This window comes from Bradyrhizobium sp. Rc2d (assembly GCF_900099855.1).
Lineage (GTDB): Bacteria > Pseudomonadota > Alphaproteobacteria > Rhizobiales > Xanthobacteraceae > Bradyrhizobium.
In genome coordinates, this window is the sequence record NZ_FNCU01000016.1 from 167,612 (window position 1) to 183,615 (window position 16,004).

Annotated in this window: 20 protein-coding genes and 1 pseudogene; 13 read left to right on the forward strand and 8 right to left on the reverse strand. The window is 64.3% G+C overall.

The features are described from left to right. Positions 1-12: 12 nt before the first annotated feature. From BLV07_RS21150 to BLV07_RS21160, 3 genes are read right to left on the reverse strand one after another with little or no spacing between them, the layout of a single operon-like run. Positions 13-369 carry a carboxymuconolactone decarboxylase family protein gene (locus BLV07_RS21150; RefSeq protein WP_091889117.1) on the reverse strand — a complete coding sequence of 119 codons (357 nt, stop codon included), beginning with the start codon at positions 367-369 and terminating at the stop codon, positions 13-15. 20 nt (positions 370-389) lie between these two features. After that, on the reverse strand, positions 390-857 hold the full coding sequence (locus BLV07_RS21155) for a DUF6691 family protein (protein WP_091889119.1): 468 nt from the start codon (positions 855-857) through the stop codon (positions 390-392). 5 nt (positions 858-862) lie between these two features. Then, the gene (locus BLV07_RS21160; protein ID WP_091889121.1) at positions 863-1,291 is read right to left on the reverse strand and encodes a YeeE/YedE family protein; all 429 of its coding nucleotides are present in this window, start codon (positions 1,289-1,291) and stop codon (positions 863-865) included. Between the two features lie 91 nt (positions 1,292-1,382). Between BLV07_RS21160 and BLV07_RS21165 the strand changes: the two genes are divergently transcribed. From BLV07_RS21165 to BLV07_RS21175, 3 genes are all read left to right on the forward strand, one after another. Then, positions 1,383-1,703, forward strand: a complete 321-nt coding sequence (locus BLV07_RS21165) for an ArsR/SmtB family transcription factor (RefSeq protein ID WP_091889123.1) — start codon at positions 1,383-1,385, stop codon at positions 1,701-1,703. A 32-nt stretch (positions 1,704-1,735) separates the two neighbouring features. Further along, positions 1,736-3,175: a cytochrome c oxidase accessory protein CcoG gene (gene ccoG / locus BLV07_RS21170; RefSeq protein ID WP_091889125.1), complete on the forward strand. Its 1,440-nt coding sequence runs from the start codon at positions 1,736-1,738 to the stop codon at positions 3,173-3,175. Positions 3,176-3,338: 163 nt separating this feature from the next. Continuing rightward, complete coding sequence (locus BLV07_RS21175; RefSeq protein WP_091889127.1) at positions 3,339-4,508, forward strand: GNAT family N-acetyltransferase; 1,170 nt, start codon at positions 3,339-3,341, stop codon at positions 4,506-4,508. An 8-nt stretch (positions 4,509-4,516) separates the two neighbouring features. On the opposite strand, the gene BLV07_RS21180 is transcribed toward BLV07_RS21175, so the two are convergent. Next, positions 4,517-5,182: a DsbA family oxidoreductase gene (locus BLV07_RS21180; protein ID WP_091889189.1), complete on the reverse strand. Its 666-nt coding sequence runs from the start codon at positions 5,180-5,182 to the stop codon at positions 4,517-4,519. A gap of 67 nt (positions 5,183-5,249) precedes the next feature. Beyond that, on the reverse strand, positions 5,250-6,071 hold the full coding sequence (locus BLV07_RS21185) for a helix-turn-helix domain-containing protein (protein WP_091889129.1): 822 nt from the start codon (positions 6,069-6,071) through the stop codon (positions 5,250-5,252). A gap of 101 nt (positions 6,072-6,172) precedes the next feature. On the opposite strand from BLV07_RS21185, the gene BLV07_RS21190 reads away from it, so the two are divergent. Both BLV07_RS21190 and BLV07_RS21195 read left to right on the forward strand, forming a co-directional pair. Beyond that, positions 6,173-6,403 carry a hypothetical protein gene (locus BLV07_RS21190; RefSeq protein ID WP_176945668.1) on the forward strand — a complete coding sequence of 77 codons (231 nt, stop codon included), beginning with the start codon at positions 6,173-6,175 and terminating at the stop codon, positions 6,401-6,403. A 31-nt stretch (positions 6,404-6,434) separates the two neighbouring features. Next, positions 6,435-6,833 carry a hypothetical protein gene (locus BLV07_RS21195; RefSeq protein WP_091889133.1) on the forward strand — a complete coding sequence of 133 codons (399 nt, stop codon included), beginning with the start codon at positions 6,435-6,437 and terminating at the stop codon, positions 6,831-6,833. Between the two features lie 208 nt (positions 6,834-7,041). On the opposite strand, the gene BLV07_RS21200 is transcribed toward BLV07_RS21195, so the two are convergent. Both BLV07_RS21200 and BLV07_RS21205 read right to left on the reverse strand, forming a co-directional pair. After that, positions 7,042-7,617: an SET domain-containing protein gene (locus BLV07_RS21200; protein WP_091889135.1), complete on the reverse strand. Its 576-nt coding sequence runs from the start codon at positions 7,615-7,617 to the stop codon at positions 7,042-7,044. A gap of 239 nt (positions 7,618-7,856) precedes the next feature. Further along, the gene (locus tag BLV07_RS21205; RefSeq protein WP_091889137.1) at positions 7,857-8,585 is read right to left on the reverse strand and encodes a TetR/AcrR family transcriptional regulator; all 729 of its coding nucleotides are present in this window, start codon (positions 8,583-8,585) and stop codon (positions 7,857-7,859) included. Positions 8,586-8,691: 106 nt separating this feature from the next. Here BLV07_RS21205 and BLV07_RS21210 point away from each other — a divergent pair, with 106 nt between their 5' ends. The 6 genes from BLV07_RS21210 to BLV07_RS21235 all read left to right on the forward strand — a co-directional run bounded on the left by BLV07_RS21210 (position 8,692) and on the right by BLV07_RS21235 (position 13,024). Further along, positions 8,692-10,089, forward strand: coding sequence for a carotenoid oxygenase family protein (locus BLV07_RS21210; RefSeq protein WP_091889139.1), 1,398 nt, complete (start codon positions 8,692-8,694; stop codon positions 10,087-10,089). Positions 10,090-10,116: 27 nt separating this feature from the next. Beyond that, complete coding sequence (locus tag BLV07_RS21215; RefSeq protein ID WP_091889141.1) at positions 10,117-10,380, forward strand: hypothetical protein; 264 nt, start codon at positions 10,117-10,119, stop codon at positions 10,378-10,380. 77 nt (positions 10,381-10,457) lie between these two features. Beyond that, a complete protein-coding gene (locus tag BLV07_RS21220; protein WP_091889143.1) occupies positions 10,458-11,033 on the forward strand; it encodes a hypothetical protein in 576 nt (191 codons plus the stop codon). Positions 11,034-11,045: 12 nt separating this feature from the next. Continuing rightward, positions 11,046-11,600 (forward strand): inner membrane-spanning protein YciB, encoded by a 555-nt coding sequence (locus tag BLV07_RS21225; RefSeq protein WP_091889145.1) that lies wholly within the window; start codon positions 11,046-11,048, stop codon positions 11,598-11,600. Between the two features lie 190 nt (positions 11,601-11,790). Then, positions 11,791-12,087 (forward strand): hypothetical protein, encoded by a 297-nt coding sequence (locus BLV07_RS21230; protein ID WP_091889147.1) that lies wholly within the window; start codon positions 11,791-11,793, stop codon positions 12,085-12,087. Between the two features lie 16 nt (positions 12,088-12,103). After that, a complete protein-coding gene (locus BLV07_RS21235) occupies positions 12,104-13,024 on the forward strand; it encodes a hypothetical protein (protein WP_091889190.1) in 921 nt (306 codons plus the stop codon). Positions 13,025-13,173: 149 nt separating this feature from the next. Here BLV07_RS21235 and BLV07_RS21240 read toward each other — a convergent pair whose 3' ends face one another. Next, on the reverse strand, positions 13,174-14,829 hold the full coding sequence (locus BLV07_RS21240) for a fumarate hydratase (protein WP_091889149.1): 1,656 nt from the start codon (positions 14,827-14,829) through the stop codon (positions 13,174-13,176). Positions 14,830-15,042: 213 nt separating this feature from the next. Between BLV07_RS21240 and BLV07_RS21245 the strand changes: the two genes are divergently transcribed. Further along, positions 15,043-15,516 carry a hypothetical protein gene (locus tag BLV07_RS21245; RefSeq protein WP_091889151.1) on the forward strand — a complete coding sequence of 158 codons (474 nt, stop codon included), beginning with the start codon at positions 15,043-15,045 and terminating at the stop codon, positions 15,514-15,516. Between the two features lie 258 nt (positions 15,517-15,774). Next, a pseudogene (locus tag BLV07_RS21250) lies at positions 15,775-16,004 on the forward strand (IS110 family transposase); the annotation flags it as partial.

Below are 16,004 nucleotides of genomic sequence, written 5' to 3' on the forward strand. Positions count from 1 at the left end.
GAATGACCGCAACTAGGCGACAACCGATTGCTGCTGAAACTGCTCGTAGGCCGCGATCGCGTCCGCAGCGTACATCAGCGACGGGCCGCCGCCCATATAGACCGCCATGCCGAGTGTCTCCTCGACCTCCTGGCGCGTCGCGCCGAGCTTGACGAGTGCTTCGGTGTGAAAGCCGATGCAGCCGTCGCAATGCGCAGCGACGCCAAGCGCCAGCGCGATCAGCTCCTTCGTCTTCTTTTCGAGCGCGCCGTCGCGCGTCGCCGCCTGAGCGAGTGCGGCAAATCCCTTCATGGTATCGGGAATGTCGCTCCGGAGCTTGCGCATGTTGGCCGAGATTTGCCGGATGATCTCGGGATAGTTCTTGTCCATGATTTACTCTCCGGGTTACTTCAGGTTTCGAGCGGATCGGCAGGCGTGACGAAACGCGTCAGCGACGGCAAGCGGGCGATGAAGCGCGCCAGCACCATGCCGGCACTCATCGCCGCGACGAAGATCACGGCGGACACAGATCCAAAACCGAGCGCGGTCAGCGCCGGTCCCGGACAGAAGCCTGCCAGTCCCCAGCCGATGCCGAAGATCGCGGGACCTGCGATGATCCTGGGATCGATGTCCCTTCGCGTGGGAAGATAAAACCGTTCAGCGAAGAACGGACGGGCGCGTCTCAGGACGCGGTTGAAGCCGATGAAGGTCACCGCGACCGCACCGGCCATCACGAAGGCAAGGCTCGCATCCCACGTTCCCGCCGAAATGCCGCCGATGTCGAGGAAGTTCAGAACCTTGGCCGGGTTCGACATGCCGGACACGATGAGGCCGAGACCGAAGATCAGGCCGACGACGAATTGAACCAGGATGGCCATCGGCGTCAGTTCCAGTGCCGCATCACGAAGACCGTCGCAACGCCGGTCGCCATGAAAGTGATGGTCGCAACCAGTGAGCGCGCCGAGAGCCGCGACAGGCCGCAGACGCCATGGCCGGAGGTGCAGCCACTGCCCCACACCGAACCGAAACCGGTAAGCAACCCGCCGGCGATCAAAACGGCCGGCCCGGCCGGGATCGTCTGCGCCGGTAGATTTCCGGTGACGGACAGGACCAGCATGGGTGCGGCGACGAGACCGGCGACGAAGGCGAGCCGGCCGGCGAACTCGCCGTCCTCGTAAGGCGGAAACAGCCGCGCCGCGATGCCGCTGACGCCGGCGATGCGTCCGTTCGCCCACATCAGCAGAACGGCGGACAATCCGATCAGTGCACCGCCGACGAGGGAGGCGATCGGCGTAAATGATGTCGAAACCATCAGACCCTCCGCATCGAGAGCACCTTTCAGGAACCCTCGCACCAACGATTTAGTCCTTTCTTATTTTCGAATATACTAATATATAGCATCCATGAGGCGCAAGCCCCGGAATCAAGAATTGCTCGCTCTGGAGGAGAAGGCCGAGGAGGCCTCCCGCCTCCTCGCCGCCATGGGCAACCCAAAACGGCTCCTGGTTCTCTGCAACATGCTGGATGGCGAAAAGTCCGTCGGCGAGCTCGCCGACATCGCGGGCCTGTCGTCGGCGGCACTATCCCAGCATCTCGGAAAGATGCGTGCATTGAGCCTAGTCAAACCCAGACGGGACGGTCAGACGATATACTACAGTATCGCGAGCCAGGAGGTCCGCTCGGTGCTGGAGACTCTGTACCGCCTCTTCTGCGCACCGGAATAGGCCTTCGCTGGCGATAACGCCGGGAGCGCGGCATGACCGACGATACTTTCATCGAGGGACCTCTCTACGAGAAGCGCAAGAAGGTCTATCCGCAGTCGGTTCGCGGGCTCTTCCGCCGCATCAAATGGGCGATCCTCTGCGTCACGCTCGGCACCTATTATCTGCTGCCGTTCGTACGCTGGAATCGCGGCCCGGGTCTGCCGGATCAGGCCGTGCTGATCGACTTCCCGCATCGCCGCTTCTATTTTTTCTTCATCGAGCTGTGGCCGCAGGAGGTGTACTACTTCACCGGTCTGCTGATCATCGCGGCGATGACGCTGTTCCTGATGGACGCGGTCGCAGGCCGGCTGTGGTGCGGCTACATGTGTCCGCAGACGGTGTGGACCGACTTGTTCTACGCAGTGGAGCGCTGGGTAGAGGGCGACCGGCGCGAGCGCATGCTGGGCGACAAGCGCGGCTGGACATTCGATCACATCCGAAAAGTTGCCCTGAAGCACTTCCTCTGGATCATGATCGCCTGGTGGACCGGCGGCGCCTGGGTGCTCTATTTCGCCGATGCGCCGACGCTGGTGAAGGAGCTCGCGACGTTCCAGGCGCCATTCATCGCCTATCTCTGGATCGGCATCCTGACTGCCACGACCTATCTCTTCGCAGGCCACGCCCGCGAGCAGATGTGCATCTACATGTGCCCGTGGCCCCGCATCCAGGCGGCGCTGACCGACGAATGGGCGCTCAACGTCACCTATCGCCGCGACCGCGGCGAGCCGCACATGTCGGTGAAGAAGGCGGAAGTCACCCGCGCCCATGGCGACGTCGCGGGCGACTGTGTCGACTGCCACCAGTGCATCAATGTCTGCCCGACAGGCGTGGATATCCGCCATGGAATCCAGCTCGGCTGCATCCAGTGCGGCCTGTGCATCGATGCCTGTGACAACGTCATGCGCGAGATCGGTCGGCCCGCCGTCCTGATCGGCTACGACACCGACATCAACATGCAGCGCCGGCGCGACGGCAAGCCGCCGATCTGTCGCATCATCCGCCCGCGCACGCTGATCTACGCGGCAGCAATCGCAATCGTCGGCAGCATCATGCTCTACGCACTCGCGACGCGCGCGACCATGGACGTCAACGTGCTGCACGAGCGCAATCCCCTCTTCGTCCAGCTCTCGGATGGCGGGGTGCGCAACGACTATATCGTGCGCATCCTCAACAAGGGCGCAGAACGATCGTTTGTGCTCGAGACCTCGGGACTGCCCGGCGCGACCATTCGCGTCGCCGGCATCGAGGCCGGGCCGGACGGCAAGCCGGTCGTCGCGGTCGGGCAGGATCAAACCCGGGAGGTGCGCTTATCCGTGCAGGTCGGCCCGGCACATTTGCCGCAGACGTCCCGCGACATCGACATCACGATCACGGACACCGCCGGGGGCGGACGGGCAAGCGCCCTCGACCATTTCGTCCCGGGTGACCAGTAGCAAACCTCCGGCGACGCATCCGGCGGCTCGCCGCCTCTCGGGATGTTCAACGAGACGTTAACACTACTGCTTGAATTGAGGCAGCGTCCCAACGGTATTTTCCAATCTTTGCGCTAAGCATGGGCCGAAACGCGGCCCTGGCCCGCGTGAACGGGGACGGGACGTGGTCGACATCGCGCAGCAGACAGCGGTCAATGCGGCATCGGCAAGGGATGCCGCGGCCGCGCGCGCGCGCGTTCCGCTCACCTCCATCGACCCCGGTCAATGGCGTGCGCTCGCGCAGCGTACGATCGAGCCGAACGGTTATTACCTGCCCGGCTGGGAGCTTGCCGTCAGCGCGACCGCGTGCGGCCGCACCGAGGCCTCAGCGCTTGCCGCATTCGAAGCATCTTCGACGCGCCTGATCGGGCTGATGCCGGTGATCTCGCTCTGGCGCGCCTGGAAGATTCCCCTGCCCGCGCTGGTGAGCGCGCATCCCTATGGCACGCTGTGCAGCCCGCTGATCGACCGCGACGTCCCGATCGAGGCCGCCACGCGTCTGTTGAAGCAGGCGCGCGAGGCCAGAGCCCATGCGCTCGTGCTGAACGACGTTGCGCTCGACGGCGCTGCGATGACTGCCCTCAACCAGGTTCTGAATCGTGATGGCCTGAAGCCGCGCCTGCTCAGCTCCTACATCCGCGCCAGCCTCGATGCGACGCAAGACGGCGAGACGCTGTTGCGCGACGCACTTGGCGCCAAAAAGCTCAAGGAGCTGCGCCGCCTGCGCCATCGCCTGGAGGAACATGGGCCCGTCGTGTTCGAGGTCGCGCGAGGGCGCGACGAGATCGGGCCCGCGCTCGAAACGTTCTTGCAGCTCGAGGCCAGCGGCTGGAAGGGCAAGCGCGGCACCGCGCTGATCCAGCATGCAGGCGATACGACCTTTATTCGCCGCGCAGTACCGGCGCTGGCAGAAACCGCGCAGTGCGAGATCGTCACGCTTCGTGCCGGCATGACGCCGATCGCAGCCGGAATCGTGCTGCGCCATCAGGACCGCGCCTTCTTCTTCAAGCTCGGCATCGACGAGCGCTTTGCGAAATATTCGCCAGGCGTGCAGCTCACGCTCGACCTCACCCGCCACCTCTGCGCCGATCCCGCCATCGCCAGCGCGGATTCGATGGCGTGCGCCGATCACCCCATGATCAATCCGATCTGGCGTGGACGCTTCGCGATCGGTGACGTGCTGATCCCGCTGCGGCGGAATGATCCGGTCGTCGCGCTTATTCATGCTGCGCTGACCGGCCTCAACGTCGCGCATCAGGCCGCGCGACGCGTGGTCCATCGGCTCCGCAAATAAGCGAAAGACTACTCCGCCGCCTGCGCGTTGATCTCCGCCGAGACCTGACGGATGGCGCGGGCGAGCAGATTGGGATCCTGCGCGCCGGAGACGGCGTATTTCTGTGCGAACACATAGGTCGGCACGCCGGAGATGCCTTTCTCGGCGGCCTCCTGCGCGTCCGCCGAAACGCGCGCGACGTCCTCGTCGGTGGCAAGGCGCTTGCGCACATCGTCGGCGTCGAGGCCGATGTCAGCGGCTGCCTGCACCAGCACGTTCACGTCGGTGAGATCGCCGCCGTCGCGGAAATAGAGCTCCATCAGGCGCTGCTTCATCTCGGGCGCCTTGCCGATTGCCTCGGCCCAGAGGATCAGGCGATGGCAGTCGGTCGTGTTGGGCTGACGCGCCACCGTCTCGGGCCGGTAGACGAGGCCCTCCTCGCTCGCAGCCGCGACGACCCGGCCGGCAATGCCCTTGTAAGCCTCGACCGAGCCGAACTTCTTGGTGAGATAATCCTCGCGGCTGATGCCCTCGCGCGGCACCCAGGGATTGAGGAAGAACGGGCGAAAATTGAGTTTGACCGGAACATCGGGCACGAGCGCCAACGCGCTCTCGATCCGGTGCTTGCCGATATAGCACCAGGGGCACACCACGTCGGAGACGACGTCGATCTGGAGCGGTTTCAGCGTGCTCATGGGCGGCGCCTCCTTGACGACAAACGTTGGCCCAAACATAAGCCGAAGCCGCCCCGAGGCAAGGGCCCTACGTCATAGCTGCCGCCATCTGCTTCAGCAGCTCCGCGGTACGCTCATCGGCCGGGAAGAACGTCTCCAGCGCCAGCTCCGACAACGTAATGTCCACGGGCGTGCCGAACACCATGGTGGTAGAGAAGAAACTTAGTATCTCTCCGTCATGACGCAGCTTGAAGGGAATGGCGACATTATCGCTCGACAGCGGGGCCGCGCGCGCAGGGATAGGATAGCCCTTCAGGTCGTTATAGAGCTTGATCAATTCAGGGTCGGCCGTCGCCTCGCATTGCCGGTGCAGCCGCTCGAGCAGATGCCCGCACCATTCCGCGAGATTGACCGTGCGCGGCGCCAGCGCCTTCGGATGGAACGCGAGCCGCAGCACATTGAAGGGCTGGCCGAGCAGGTGCTGCGGGATGCCGTCGAGCAGCGGCGCCACCATGCGATTGGCCGAGACCAGGTTCCAATGCCGGTCCACCGCCAAGGCCGGATTGGGCTCATGCGCCCTGAGGACGAGGTCGATCGCCTGGCGGGCTGATTTCAAGGCGGGATCCTCCAGGGTGCGCTGCGGGAAGGCCGGCGCATAGCCGGCCGCGACCAGCAGCACGTTGCGTTCACGCAAGGGCACGTCGAGACGCTCGGCGAGCCTGAGCACCATGTCGCGCGAGGGCGCGGCGCGGCCGGTCTCGACGAAGCTCAAGTGCCGCGCGGATATCTCGGCTTCTCCCGCGAGATCGAGCTGGCTCATGCGACGGCGCTGCCGCCATTCGCGCAAATGGTCGCCGATATGGACCGGCTGGCTGCGTTCGACGCGTGCCGTGGATGCATGTGCGTTCATGATCGAAAACCTAGCACGTCGATTTCGGCCCTTCCATTACCCGCGAGGTAATCGAATTGGGGCGCGGACGCGCGCATCTTCGGTCGCAACAGGAGATGACCATGATCGCGCTGCTGCTCTACCGGACCATCGCAGACCACGTCTTGCCCTGGGCCATGGCCTTCGCAACCCGGATGCTGGCGCGCAGCCTCAACATGCCGGAGCCGCTGGTGCATTCGACCGGCGACTATGTCGTCGCGCAGGTCATCGCCTTCGAGCACGGCGTCGGCAGGAGCCTCTGCCCGTTCCGCCTCGCCCGCATCGTCCGCGCCTGGTGGCGCGGATTGCGGTGATTTCCCCCGACCTCAACCAAGGAGAACCACGATGATCGAAGCATCCACTTTCCTGCGCCGTGCACTGCTGGCCGATGCCCTCTTCAGCGGCGTCGCCGCGCTCGGTTTCACCTTCGGCGCAGGCGCGTTCGCCTCGCTGTTCAATCTGCCCGAAGCGCTGCTGCGTGAGACCGGCCTGTTCCTGATCGCCTACAGCGCGCTGGTCGGCTGGCTCGCCGCGCGTGCATCCGTGTCCAAGGCGCTGGTGCTGCTGGTCGTAATCGGTAACGCGGCCTGGACAGCCGGCAGCATCGCGCTGCTGCTTTCGGGCGCGGTGTCGCCGAATCTCGCGGGCGAGTTGATGGTCGTGGCCCAGGCGATTGCCACCGGCGTGTTCGCCGAGCTGCAGTATATGGGGTTGCGGAGGAGCGCGAGTGCGGTGGCGGCGTGAGGCCATATCCACACGCAGTCGTCGCCCGGCTCGCCCGGGCGACCCAGTATTCCAGAGGCAGTTGTGCTTGAGCTGAGGCGCTGCGGCGTACTGGATGCCCCGGTCCCGGCTCCGCCAAGGCTACGCCGGGGCCACAAGGGTGCTCGGCCGCCGAAGCTTTAGCGAAGGCGGCAAGCCGGGGCATGACAGCTGAGTTAAAGGCCCAAGCTCAGGCCCGCGCGCGACCGTTCGCCTTGCCGAGGGCGTGACCGTTGAGCTTCTTCTTTTTGGCTGCCTTGTTTTTCGGACTCTTGGCGCCCGCCTTCGTGGCCTTGCGCTCGGCCCGCGCCTTCACCTTGGCGCGTTCGGCCCGCGCCTCGGCGCGCAGCTTCTTGCGCTTTCTCTCGCAGGAGTCGCACTTGCAGCCGATCGGCTTCAGATAGGCTTTGAAATAGTCGGTGCCGTAGTCGTAGTTGATCTCGTCGCCCGGCTCGATGTTCTTGATGGCGCGGATGAAGACCTTGCGCTCGCGCGGGCGAACGTCGGACTCGGCATTGGGCCGGCAGGAATGATTGATGTAGCGGGCGAAGTTCTTGCGCACCGATCCGTCGATGGTCCAGCGGCCGTTGAGCTCGAACAGATATTTGTTCTCGATCTCGTCGTGCGCCGGAATCCGCGAGTCCAGGATCGGCCCGAAATAGCGGATGATCCGGGTTCCCTTCTTGATCGGCTTGGTGGCGAAAAGGCCGAGCCCGGTCTTGGAGCGGCCGACGCGATAAGGTTTGTTCGAAGAGATGGCTGGCATGATCAAGAGAAAAAGGACGCGAACGAGGCTGGATGACCCAAGCGAAGCCGCTCTTCTAGAACGATTCCGCGCCGCTGTCAGGTGCCTGATGGCGCTTTTGAGCCTTGCCCACAATCAAGACGTCTGATGCTACGAAGTTCCAGCTGCATCGAGCCGCCATCATGATCCCATCCTCACCGCGATGACGATTCATCCTCATCTCATCGCGCTTTAGGCTCTTCTCCGGCTCAACAGCCCCGCTACACGGGCAGTTTCGTGGTCACAGGCGCCGTCAGCATCGCCTCGAGGAGCCGTTCGGCCGTCGTGCCCTCGGGCAACCGCTCCAAAATATCCTTGAGCCGCCCGTCGAGCAGCAGCGTGGTGAAGCCGTGCACCATCGACCAGGCGCGGGCGATCGCCGCGCCCTGGTTCAACGTCAGCGCGTCTTCGCTGATCTGCTCCTGCCGCATCATGCCGATCGCATTGGCAAGCCCGGCGAAGGAGGCCTCGGCCGCCTCGTGCAGCGAGGGCCTCGAATAATCGAGCCGTTCGGTGCGGAACATGATGCCGTACATGCCGGGATGGGCCTGCGCATAAGCGACATAGGCCTTCGGCCGCGCCAGCGCGCGCTCGAGCGGCGTGGTGGCAGTATCGCAGGACGAGGCCATCGCGGCGTTGAACTGGCGGAAGCCCACGGCCGCAAGCTCGCTAAGCAGCCCGGTGAGGTCGCCGAAATGATGGGTCGGCGCAGCATGCGAGACGCCCGCCTCGCGCGCCACCGCCCGCAATGTCAGGCCGGCAAGCCCGTCGCGCTCCAGCACCCGTTCGGCAGCCTGGAGCAACGCCTCGCGCAGGGCGCCGTGATGATAGGGTGTCTCGGTCTTCGCAACCGCCGGGCGCCGCGGGGAACGCGAGGCCGCACGCGAGGCCGATGGTGTCTTCTTCGGGGGGCGCACGCCGTGCGCGGCCCTGGTTTCGCTCTTGCCCATGGACAAGCTATAGGGCGCAATATTGACAGTGTAAAGATTTCGCTTGACCGGAACGGCAATTAGCGTTATCCAATCTTTACGATGTAAAGATGAGGAAGGATACGCCGTGCAGCAGGACGCCGTCACTGAGCGCCGCAACAACATCGCGCCGATCCCGTTCGAGGCCGATGCGCCATTCCTCAACATTATCGGCGAACTGCCGCGCGAGCTGAACGGCACGCTCTATCGCAACGGTCCCAATCCGCAGTTCTCTTCGCCCGGTGCGCACTGGTTCGTGGGCGACGGCATGCTGCACGCCTTCCACCTCGAGAACGGACGCGCCAGCTACCGCAATCGCTGGGTCCGCACGCCGAAATGGCTGGCCGAGCACGACGCCGGCCGCGCCTTGTTCGGCGGCTTCGGCCGCAAGCTGCCCGATGCCCCGGCTGATCTCACCGATGGCGGCGTCGCCAACACCAACATCATCTTCCATGCCGGCAAGCTGCTGGCGCTGGAAGAAGCGCATCTGCCGACCGAGATCGAGCCTGGCACGCTGGCAACGCGCGGCTATCACAACTACCAGGGCCGCGTCGCCGGCAGCTTTACCGCGCATCCGAAGATCGATCCCATCACAGGCGAACTGGTGTTCTTCGGCTACAATGCCGCCGGACCGTTGACGCCTGCCCTCTCTTACGGATCGATCGATGCGTCCGGAAAGGTGACGCGCTTCGAGCGTTTCGAGGCGCCCTATGCCAGCATGGTGCATGACTTCATCGTCACCGCGAACCATGTGCTGTTTCCGATCCTTCCCATCACCGGCAGCATGGAGCGCGCGATGAGCGGACGGCCGCCCTATGCCTGGGAGCCGGACAAAGGCGCCTATGTCGGCGTGATGAAACGCAACGGCACGGCAAAGGACATCGTCTGGTTTCGAGCTGAGGCCTGCTACGTCTTCCACGTCATGAATGCGTGGGAAGACGATCACCGCATCATCGCCGACGTCATGCAGTTCGAGGAGGCGCCGCTGTTTCCGCATCCCGACGGCCGGCCGACGGATCCGGAGAAGTCACGCGCCCGCCACTGCCGCTGGACGTTCGATCTCTCGGGCAATACCGATCGCTTCCAGCAGACTTATCTCGACGATCTCACCGGCGAATTCCCCCGCATCGACGATCGTCGCGCCGGCCTAAAGAGCCGTCACGGCTGGTACGCCTGCGCCAATCCGAGGCTGCCGATGTTCGGCGCGCTCTCAGGCGTCGTCCACGTCGACGGCAACGGCAAACGGCTCGGCCATTATCTGCTGCCGGCCGGCGACACCATCTCCGAGCCGGTGTTCGTCGAGAGGTCGAACGATGCCGCCGAGGGCGACGGTTGGCTGCTCGCGGTGGTCTGGCGCGCGCGGGAGAACCGCAGCGACCTCGCCGTGTTCAACGCCACCGATGTCGAGGCCGGTCCCGTCGCACTGGTGCAGCTCGGCCACCGCGTGCCCGACGGCTTTCACGGCAATTGGGTGGGGGCGGCGTAGTTCGCGTGGCCGCGGGAGGAGTTTCACATGCGCATGCCCTCGATCACCGCGGACTGCCTCGCCGTCCTAGCCCTGGCCTGCGCCGCACTCGCATTCCAAACCATCCGGCTGCGCCGAAGCAGCCTTACCTTCTTCAACGGCGGCATCTTGCTCACCATCGGCCTTTTGATTGCCTCCGCGCTGCCGATCCTGTCGCGCCTGCCCTGGGCGGAATTGGCCGATGAGGCCTCCGACCAAGCCGTTGCAGCACTTCATCTTTTAGAGGTCGCTTACGTCATTTTGACATTGTAAAGATTTCGCTTGACCCGAGATCACGCCCGGCTTACTTATCTTGACATTGTAAAGATTTGACCCGACCGAGGCGGCTCATGGCGATTTTCCTGATCCTCGCGCCCTACGGCGCCTTCGCGTTGCTGATGCTGGTGACCTCCGCCACGATCAGCGTGTTTGCGGCCGCTGCAATCTGCCTCGCCACGGTCGCAATCGACGTCGTGCGCGGCCGCTCGGTGAAGATCCTGGCCACGGGCTCGGCGATCGTGTTCGCCGCAATCGGCCTCTATCTCGCGCTGCTCGATCCCGCGCTCGGCACGCTCGGCGTCAAGCTGTCGGTCGATCTCGGCATCTTCATGATCTCACTCGGCTCGATGCTGGTCCGTCGTCCCTTCACGCTGCAATATGCGCTTGAATTGGTCCCGGCCGAAACCGCGGCGATGCCCGGCTTCCTCCGCGCCAATTACGTCATCACCGGCGCCTGGACCGCAGCCGCGCTGTCGATGGCAGGCGCCAATCTCGTGCTACTCTACGTCCCCGGGCTGCCGCTCTGGTCGAGCCTTGCGGTTGCCTTCGCCGCCCGCAACAGCGCAATGTACTTCACAAAGTGGTATCCCGAGTATCGCGAGATCAAGTACGGTGCGCCCGCCCGCGCATTGCCCAACGCTCGCTGAACAGGATCGACGATGAAGAGCGTATTCGCCCGCCTCGCCTCCGACTTCCTTTCCGCCATCGTCTTCCTGGTCATCTACCTCATCACCGACAACGTCGTCCTGGCGACGTCGGTGGCGATTGCCGGTGCAATCGCGCAGGTGATCTATGCCCGCGTCAAGGGACGAGAGCTCAACTACATGACCTATGCGAGCCTCGCGCTCGTGGTCGTGCTGGGCGCGATCACGCTCTTGACCAATGATCCCCGCTTTATGCTGGCAAAGCCCGCGGTCGCGCATTTCGCGATCGGACTCATCATGCTCAAGCGCGGCTGGATGCTGCGCTACATGCCGCCGATCGTCGTCGAGACCGTTCCGGAATATGTGACGGCTGCGGGCTATGCCTGGGCGGTGCTGATGTTCGTGATCGGCGTCGGCGTGATCGCCGTCGCATCGACCGGCGATCTGAAGCTGTGGGCGCTATACCTCACAGTGGTCGCAGGCGGCGCCAAGATCCTGGCTTTTGCCGTGCAGTACGTCGTTCTGCGCCTCATCGTCACCAGTCGCCGGCGCGCCGCTGCCCGCGCCTAAAGCGCGATGTGACCGCGCTTTAGGTTGTCGTTTGAGCATGATCTTTTCGGAAAACCGCTACACACTTTTCCGGATCATGCTTCTATGCCTCCAATGCAGCGTTAGGCAGGAGCTGCGAGTTGGGTTATAGGCTCGCCCAGGACGGGCCGCGGATCGTCGCGGCCCGCCGGGATTTGTTCGGGAGATGGGAATGGCCGTTGACGGCAACTGGAATCTGACCATGACGACGCCGATGGGCGAGCGCCAGGCGACGCTGAGCCTGAAGGCCGCGGGCGACGCGCTCACGGGCACGCAAGGCGCGGAAGGTAATACCGCCGAGATTTTCGACGGCACCGTCAGCGGCGACAGCGTCTCCTGGAAAGTCTCGATCACCAACCCGATGCCGCTCACGCTCGAATTCACCGGCACCGTCTCCGGCGACAGCATCAGCGGCGAGATGGGCATCGGCCTGATGGGCAGCTTCCCATTCACGGGTGCGCGGGCGTAAGGCCGCGGCAGCAATCATGCGCCTGCTCCGTCTCATCGCGGCGACGATCCTGTGTGTCGCGACACAAGCAGCGCGCGCGGACGACACCGAACCGGCGTGGCGCGCAAGCGCGCTCGCCCTGGTGCCGGCGGGTTATGTCGCCGGCACGGCGTACCGCACCGAAGCCTCGACCGGTTACCTCGCCGTCTATCCGGCGACGTCGAACGACCCGAAGATTCCGGCCAGCGTGTTCGCTGCGCGCCAGACCCTCGTGGTCGCCCTGACGCCGGACGAGAAGCGCGCGTTATCGGCCGAATTGAAGCCGCGCGTCGAGGCTGATCCGGCCGATGACGACGGCGATTATGCAAAGCTCCACGCCGAGCTGGCGGGCAAGCGCGCGACCCTGCCCGAGGGCACCGAGCCCTGCGATCTCGGCGCCTGGTCCATCGACAAGGATCCGAACGGTCTCAACGTGCGGGCCGAGCCATCAGTGAAGGCGCGCGTGCTCGGCACCCTGCCGCCACCGTATCGACTAAAGCTTGGCGGCAGCGAGAACACGCCCGAGGGCGGCTGGCTCACCGAATTCCGCATCGTCGGTTTCAAGGACGGTTGGTTTCTGATCGAAGGCGCGAAGCCGCCGGGCAAGGATTACGAGGACGAGAAAAAATATCCGCGCAATGCGCCAAAGCCCTATGCCGGACGCGGCTGGGTCGCCTCCAACAAGGTCGGCGCGAATTTCGCCAACGGCTACACGCGCGCGGGCGGGCTGTTCCAGGCGCCGTTCGTCGACGCCAAATGGATGCCGGCGCGGCGCGAGCTCGGCGGCCCGATTGACGGTGACGGCGGCCCGAAGCGCCTGCTCGCCTGTAGCGGATATTGGGGCCTCGTCGAGAGCCACGACGGTGTGCGCGGCTGGTGGCGTTCGCTCTGCTCCAACCAAGTCACGAATTGTAGTTGAAGCTTCCGCATCGTCATGGCCGGGCTCGTCCCGGCCATCCACGTCTTGTTCGCCGTACCAAGAACGTGGATGCCCGGGACAAGCCCGGGCATGACGATCTTTCGTAAAGCACAGGTGCGATCACCCGCACGCAAGTGCGGATGAAGCAGCTAGCCCAGATTCAATTCCTTGAAGAAATCATTGCCCTTGTCGTCGATGATGATGAAGGCGGGGAAGTCGACGACTTCGATGCGCCAGATCGCTTCCATGCCGAGCTCGGGATATTCGAGCACCTCGACCTTCTTGATGCAGTGCTCGGCAAGGTTCGCCGCGGCGCCGCCGATCGAGCCGAGATAGAAGCCGCCATACTTCTTGCAGGCCTCGCGCACGGCAGGCGCCCGGTTGCCCTTGGCGACCATCACCATCGAGCCGCCGGCAGCCTGGAACTGGTCGACGAAGGAATCCATGCGACCCGCCGTGGTCGGGCCGAACGCGCCGGAGGCGTAGCCGTCGGGCGTCTTGGCGGGACCGGCGTAATACACCGGATGGTTCTTGAAGTAATCCGGCAGCGGCTCGCCCCTCTCCAGCCGCTCGCGCAGCTTGGCATGGGCGCTATCGCGCGCGACGATCATGGTGCCGGTCATCGAGACCCGGGTCTTGATCGGATATTTCGAGAAGGTGACCAGAATGTCCTTCATCGGCTGGTTGAGATCGATCTTGACGACCTCACCGCCGAGCGACTGCTCCACCTGCGGCAGATATTGCGCCGGGTTGTGCTCGAGCTCCTCGAGATAAATGCCGTCCCTCGTGATCTTGCCGAGCACCTGGCGGTCGGCGGAGCAGGACACGCCGAGCCCGATCGGCAGCGAGGCGCCATGACGCGGCATCCGGATCACGCGCACGTCGTGGCAGAAATACTTTCCGCCGAACTGCGCGCCGACACCGAGCGACTGCGTCATCTTGTGGATTTCCTTCTCCATCTCGACGTCGCGGAAGGCGTTGCCATCGGGCGAGCCGTGGGTCGGCAGCGCATCGAGATAGCGGGCGGAGGCAAGCTTCACCGTCTTCATGCACAGTTCGGCCGAGGTGCCGCCGATCACGATCGCGAGGTGATAGGGCGGGCACGCCGCGGTGCCGAGGGTGAGGATCTTTTCCTTCAGGAACGCGAGCAGCCGGTCCTTGGTGAGGACGGAAGGCGTCGCCTGGAACAGAAAGCTCTTGTTGGCGGAGCCGCCGCCCTTCGCCATGAACATGAACTTGTAGGCGTCATCGCCCTCGGCGTAGATCTCGCACTGCGCCGGCATGTTGTTGGCGGTATTCTTCTCCTCGTACATCGAGAGCGGCGCGACCTGCGAGTAGCGCAGATTGCGCCGCAGATAGGCATCGCGCGCGCCCTCCGACAGCGCCGCCTCGTCGTCACCATCGGTGATGACGTTGCAGCCCTTCTTGCCCATGATGATCGCAGTGCCGGTGTCCTGGCACATCGGCAGCACGCCACCGGCGGCGATGTTGGCGTTCTTCAAAAAGTCGAGCGCAACGAACTTGTCGTTCGGGCTCGCCTCGCCGTCCTCGAGGATCGCGCGGAGCTGCTTCAGATGGCCAGGCCGCAGATAGTGATTGATGTCGCCGAAAGCCGCCTCCGATAGCGCCCGCAGCGCCTCGCGCGACACCACCAGCATGTCCTTGCCCAGGACCTTCTCGACCCTGACGCCCTCGGACGAAATCTTCTTGTAGGGCGTCTCGTCCTTGCCCAGCGGGAACAGCGGAGTGTGCTTGTAGGGCGGAACGGGCTTTGACTGGTCGGGGAAGGCGGTGGGAGCGTTCATGGGGTCGATCTCGGGGTTTTGGGGCCTCGCGCGGGCCCTCGGCGTAGAAGCGTTCTAAGCCCATTTCCGGCAGAAAAGAAAGGGACCGGTGCGCATGGGAGAGGGTGGCTAGGGCTCGGGAAGGCATTGGCACAGCACGTGGAAAGGCCCGTTCCCACCCTTGCGCTTCGCGTCCGCCGACGCTTGAATGCGTGCCCTAAGGGGCTTTTCATTATGACATTGAACTCGAACGTCCGCGGCGCGATCCTGGTCGCCGCCGCCATCACCGGCCTTGCGGCCCTCACCTCCCCCGCGCGTGCCGACCGCTGCGACGACAGCGCCAAGGAGCTGGCGAACCAGATCGAGCGGCTCAAGGTGAATTTCCGGGCCGCCAACATCGTCTATTTGACACACCCGGCGGCCAAGGAGCTGTCCGTCGGCTGCCGCGGCGACAAATATTCCATCGAGCTCTATGCCAAGGGCGATCGCAAGCCCAAGCCCGAGTTCTATGCGCTGGTGGGGTCGATGGCCGCGATCGTCTTCACCGTGACGAAGGACGACACCACGTCGGGCGCGACACGTTGCCTGAAGCGTATGGGCCTCCTGCGCGGCGACAAGATCAACATGCGTTATCGGCGGCTCAACATGGAATGCACCCGCACCAAGTCGGACGCGTCCATCGCGATCACGCGCGGCAAGGACGAATAGACGCGCCGCTCCCCGCTTTCCGCAGGGTGGCGGCGCGCGTGTCGCGATGCCGCCCACCACGAATTCCGTCATTGCGAGCGCAGCGAAGCAATCCAGGATCTTTCCGCGGAGACAGACTGGATTGCTTCGTCGCATCAGCGCAAAATTGCTACGCAATTTTGTCGCGGGCTCCTCGCAATGATGGGATGGACGGCCCCCGAACGGCATCGGTGTGCCAGACTGGTGATGTTGAGTCGAACCAGACAAAGGGAGCCGTCCATGACGAAGATTAGCACGATTGGGGTTGATCTGGCGAAGAACGTTTTTCAAGTCCACGGGATTGACGCGTCGGGAGCTGTGGTGGTGAGGCGCCAGCTCAAGCGAGCCTCGGTCGAGAAGTTTTTCGCACAGTTGCCGCCGTGCCTGGTGGGCATGGAGGCTTGCGGCAGCGCTCATCATTGGGCGCGCGTGATCGGCCGGTATGGCCACGAGGTGCGGTTGATGCCGCC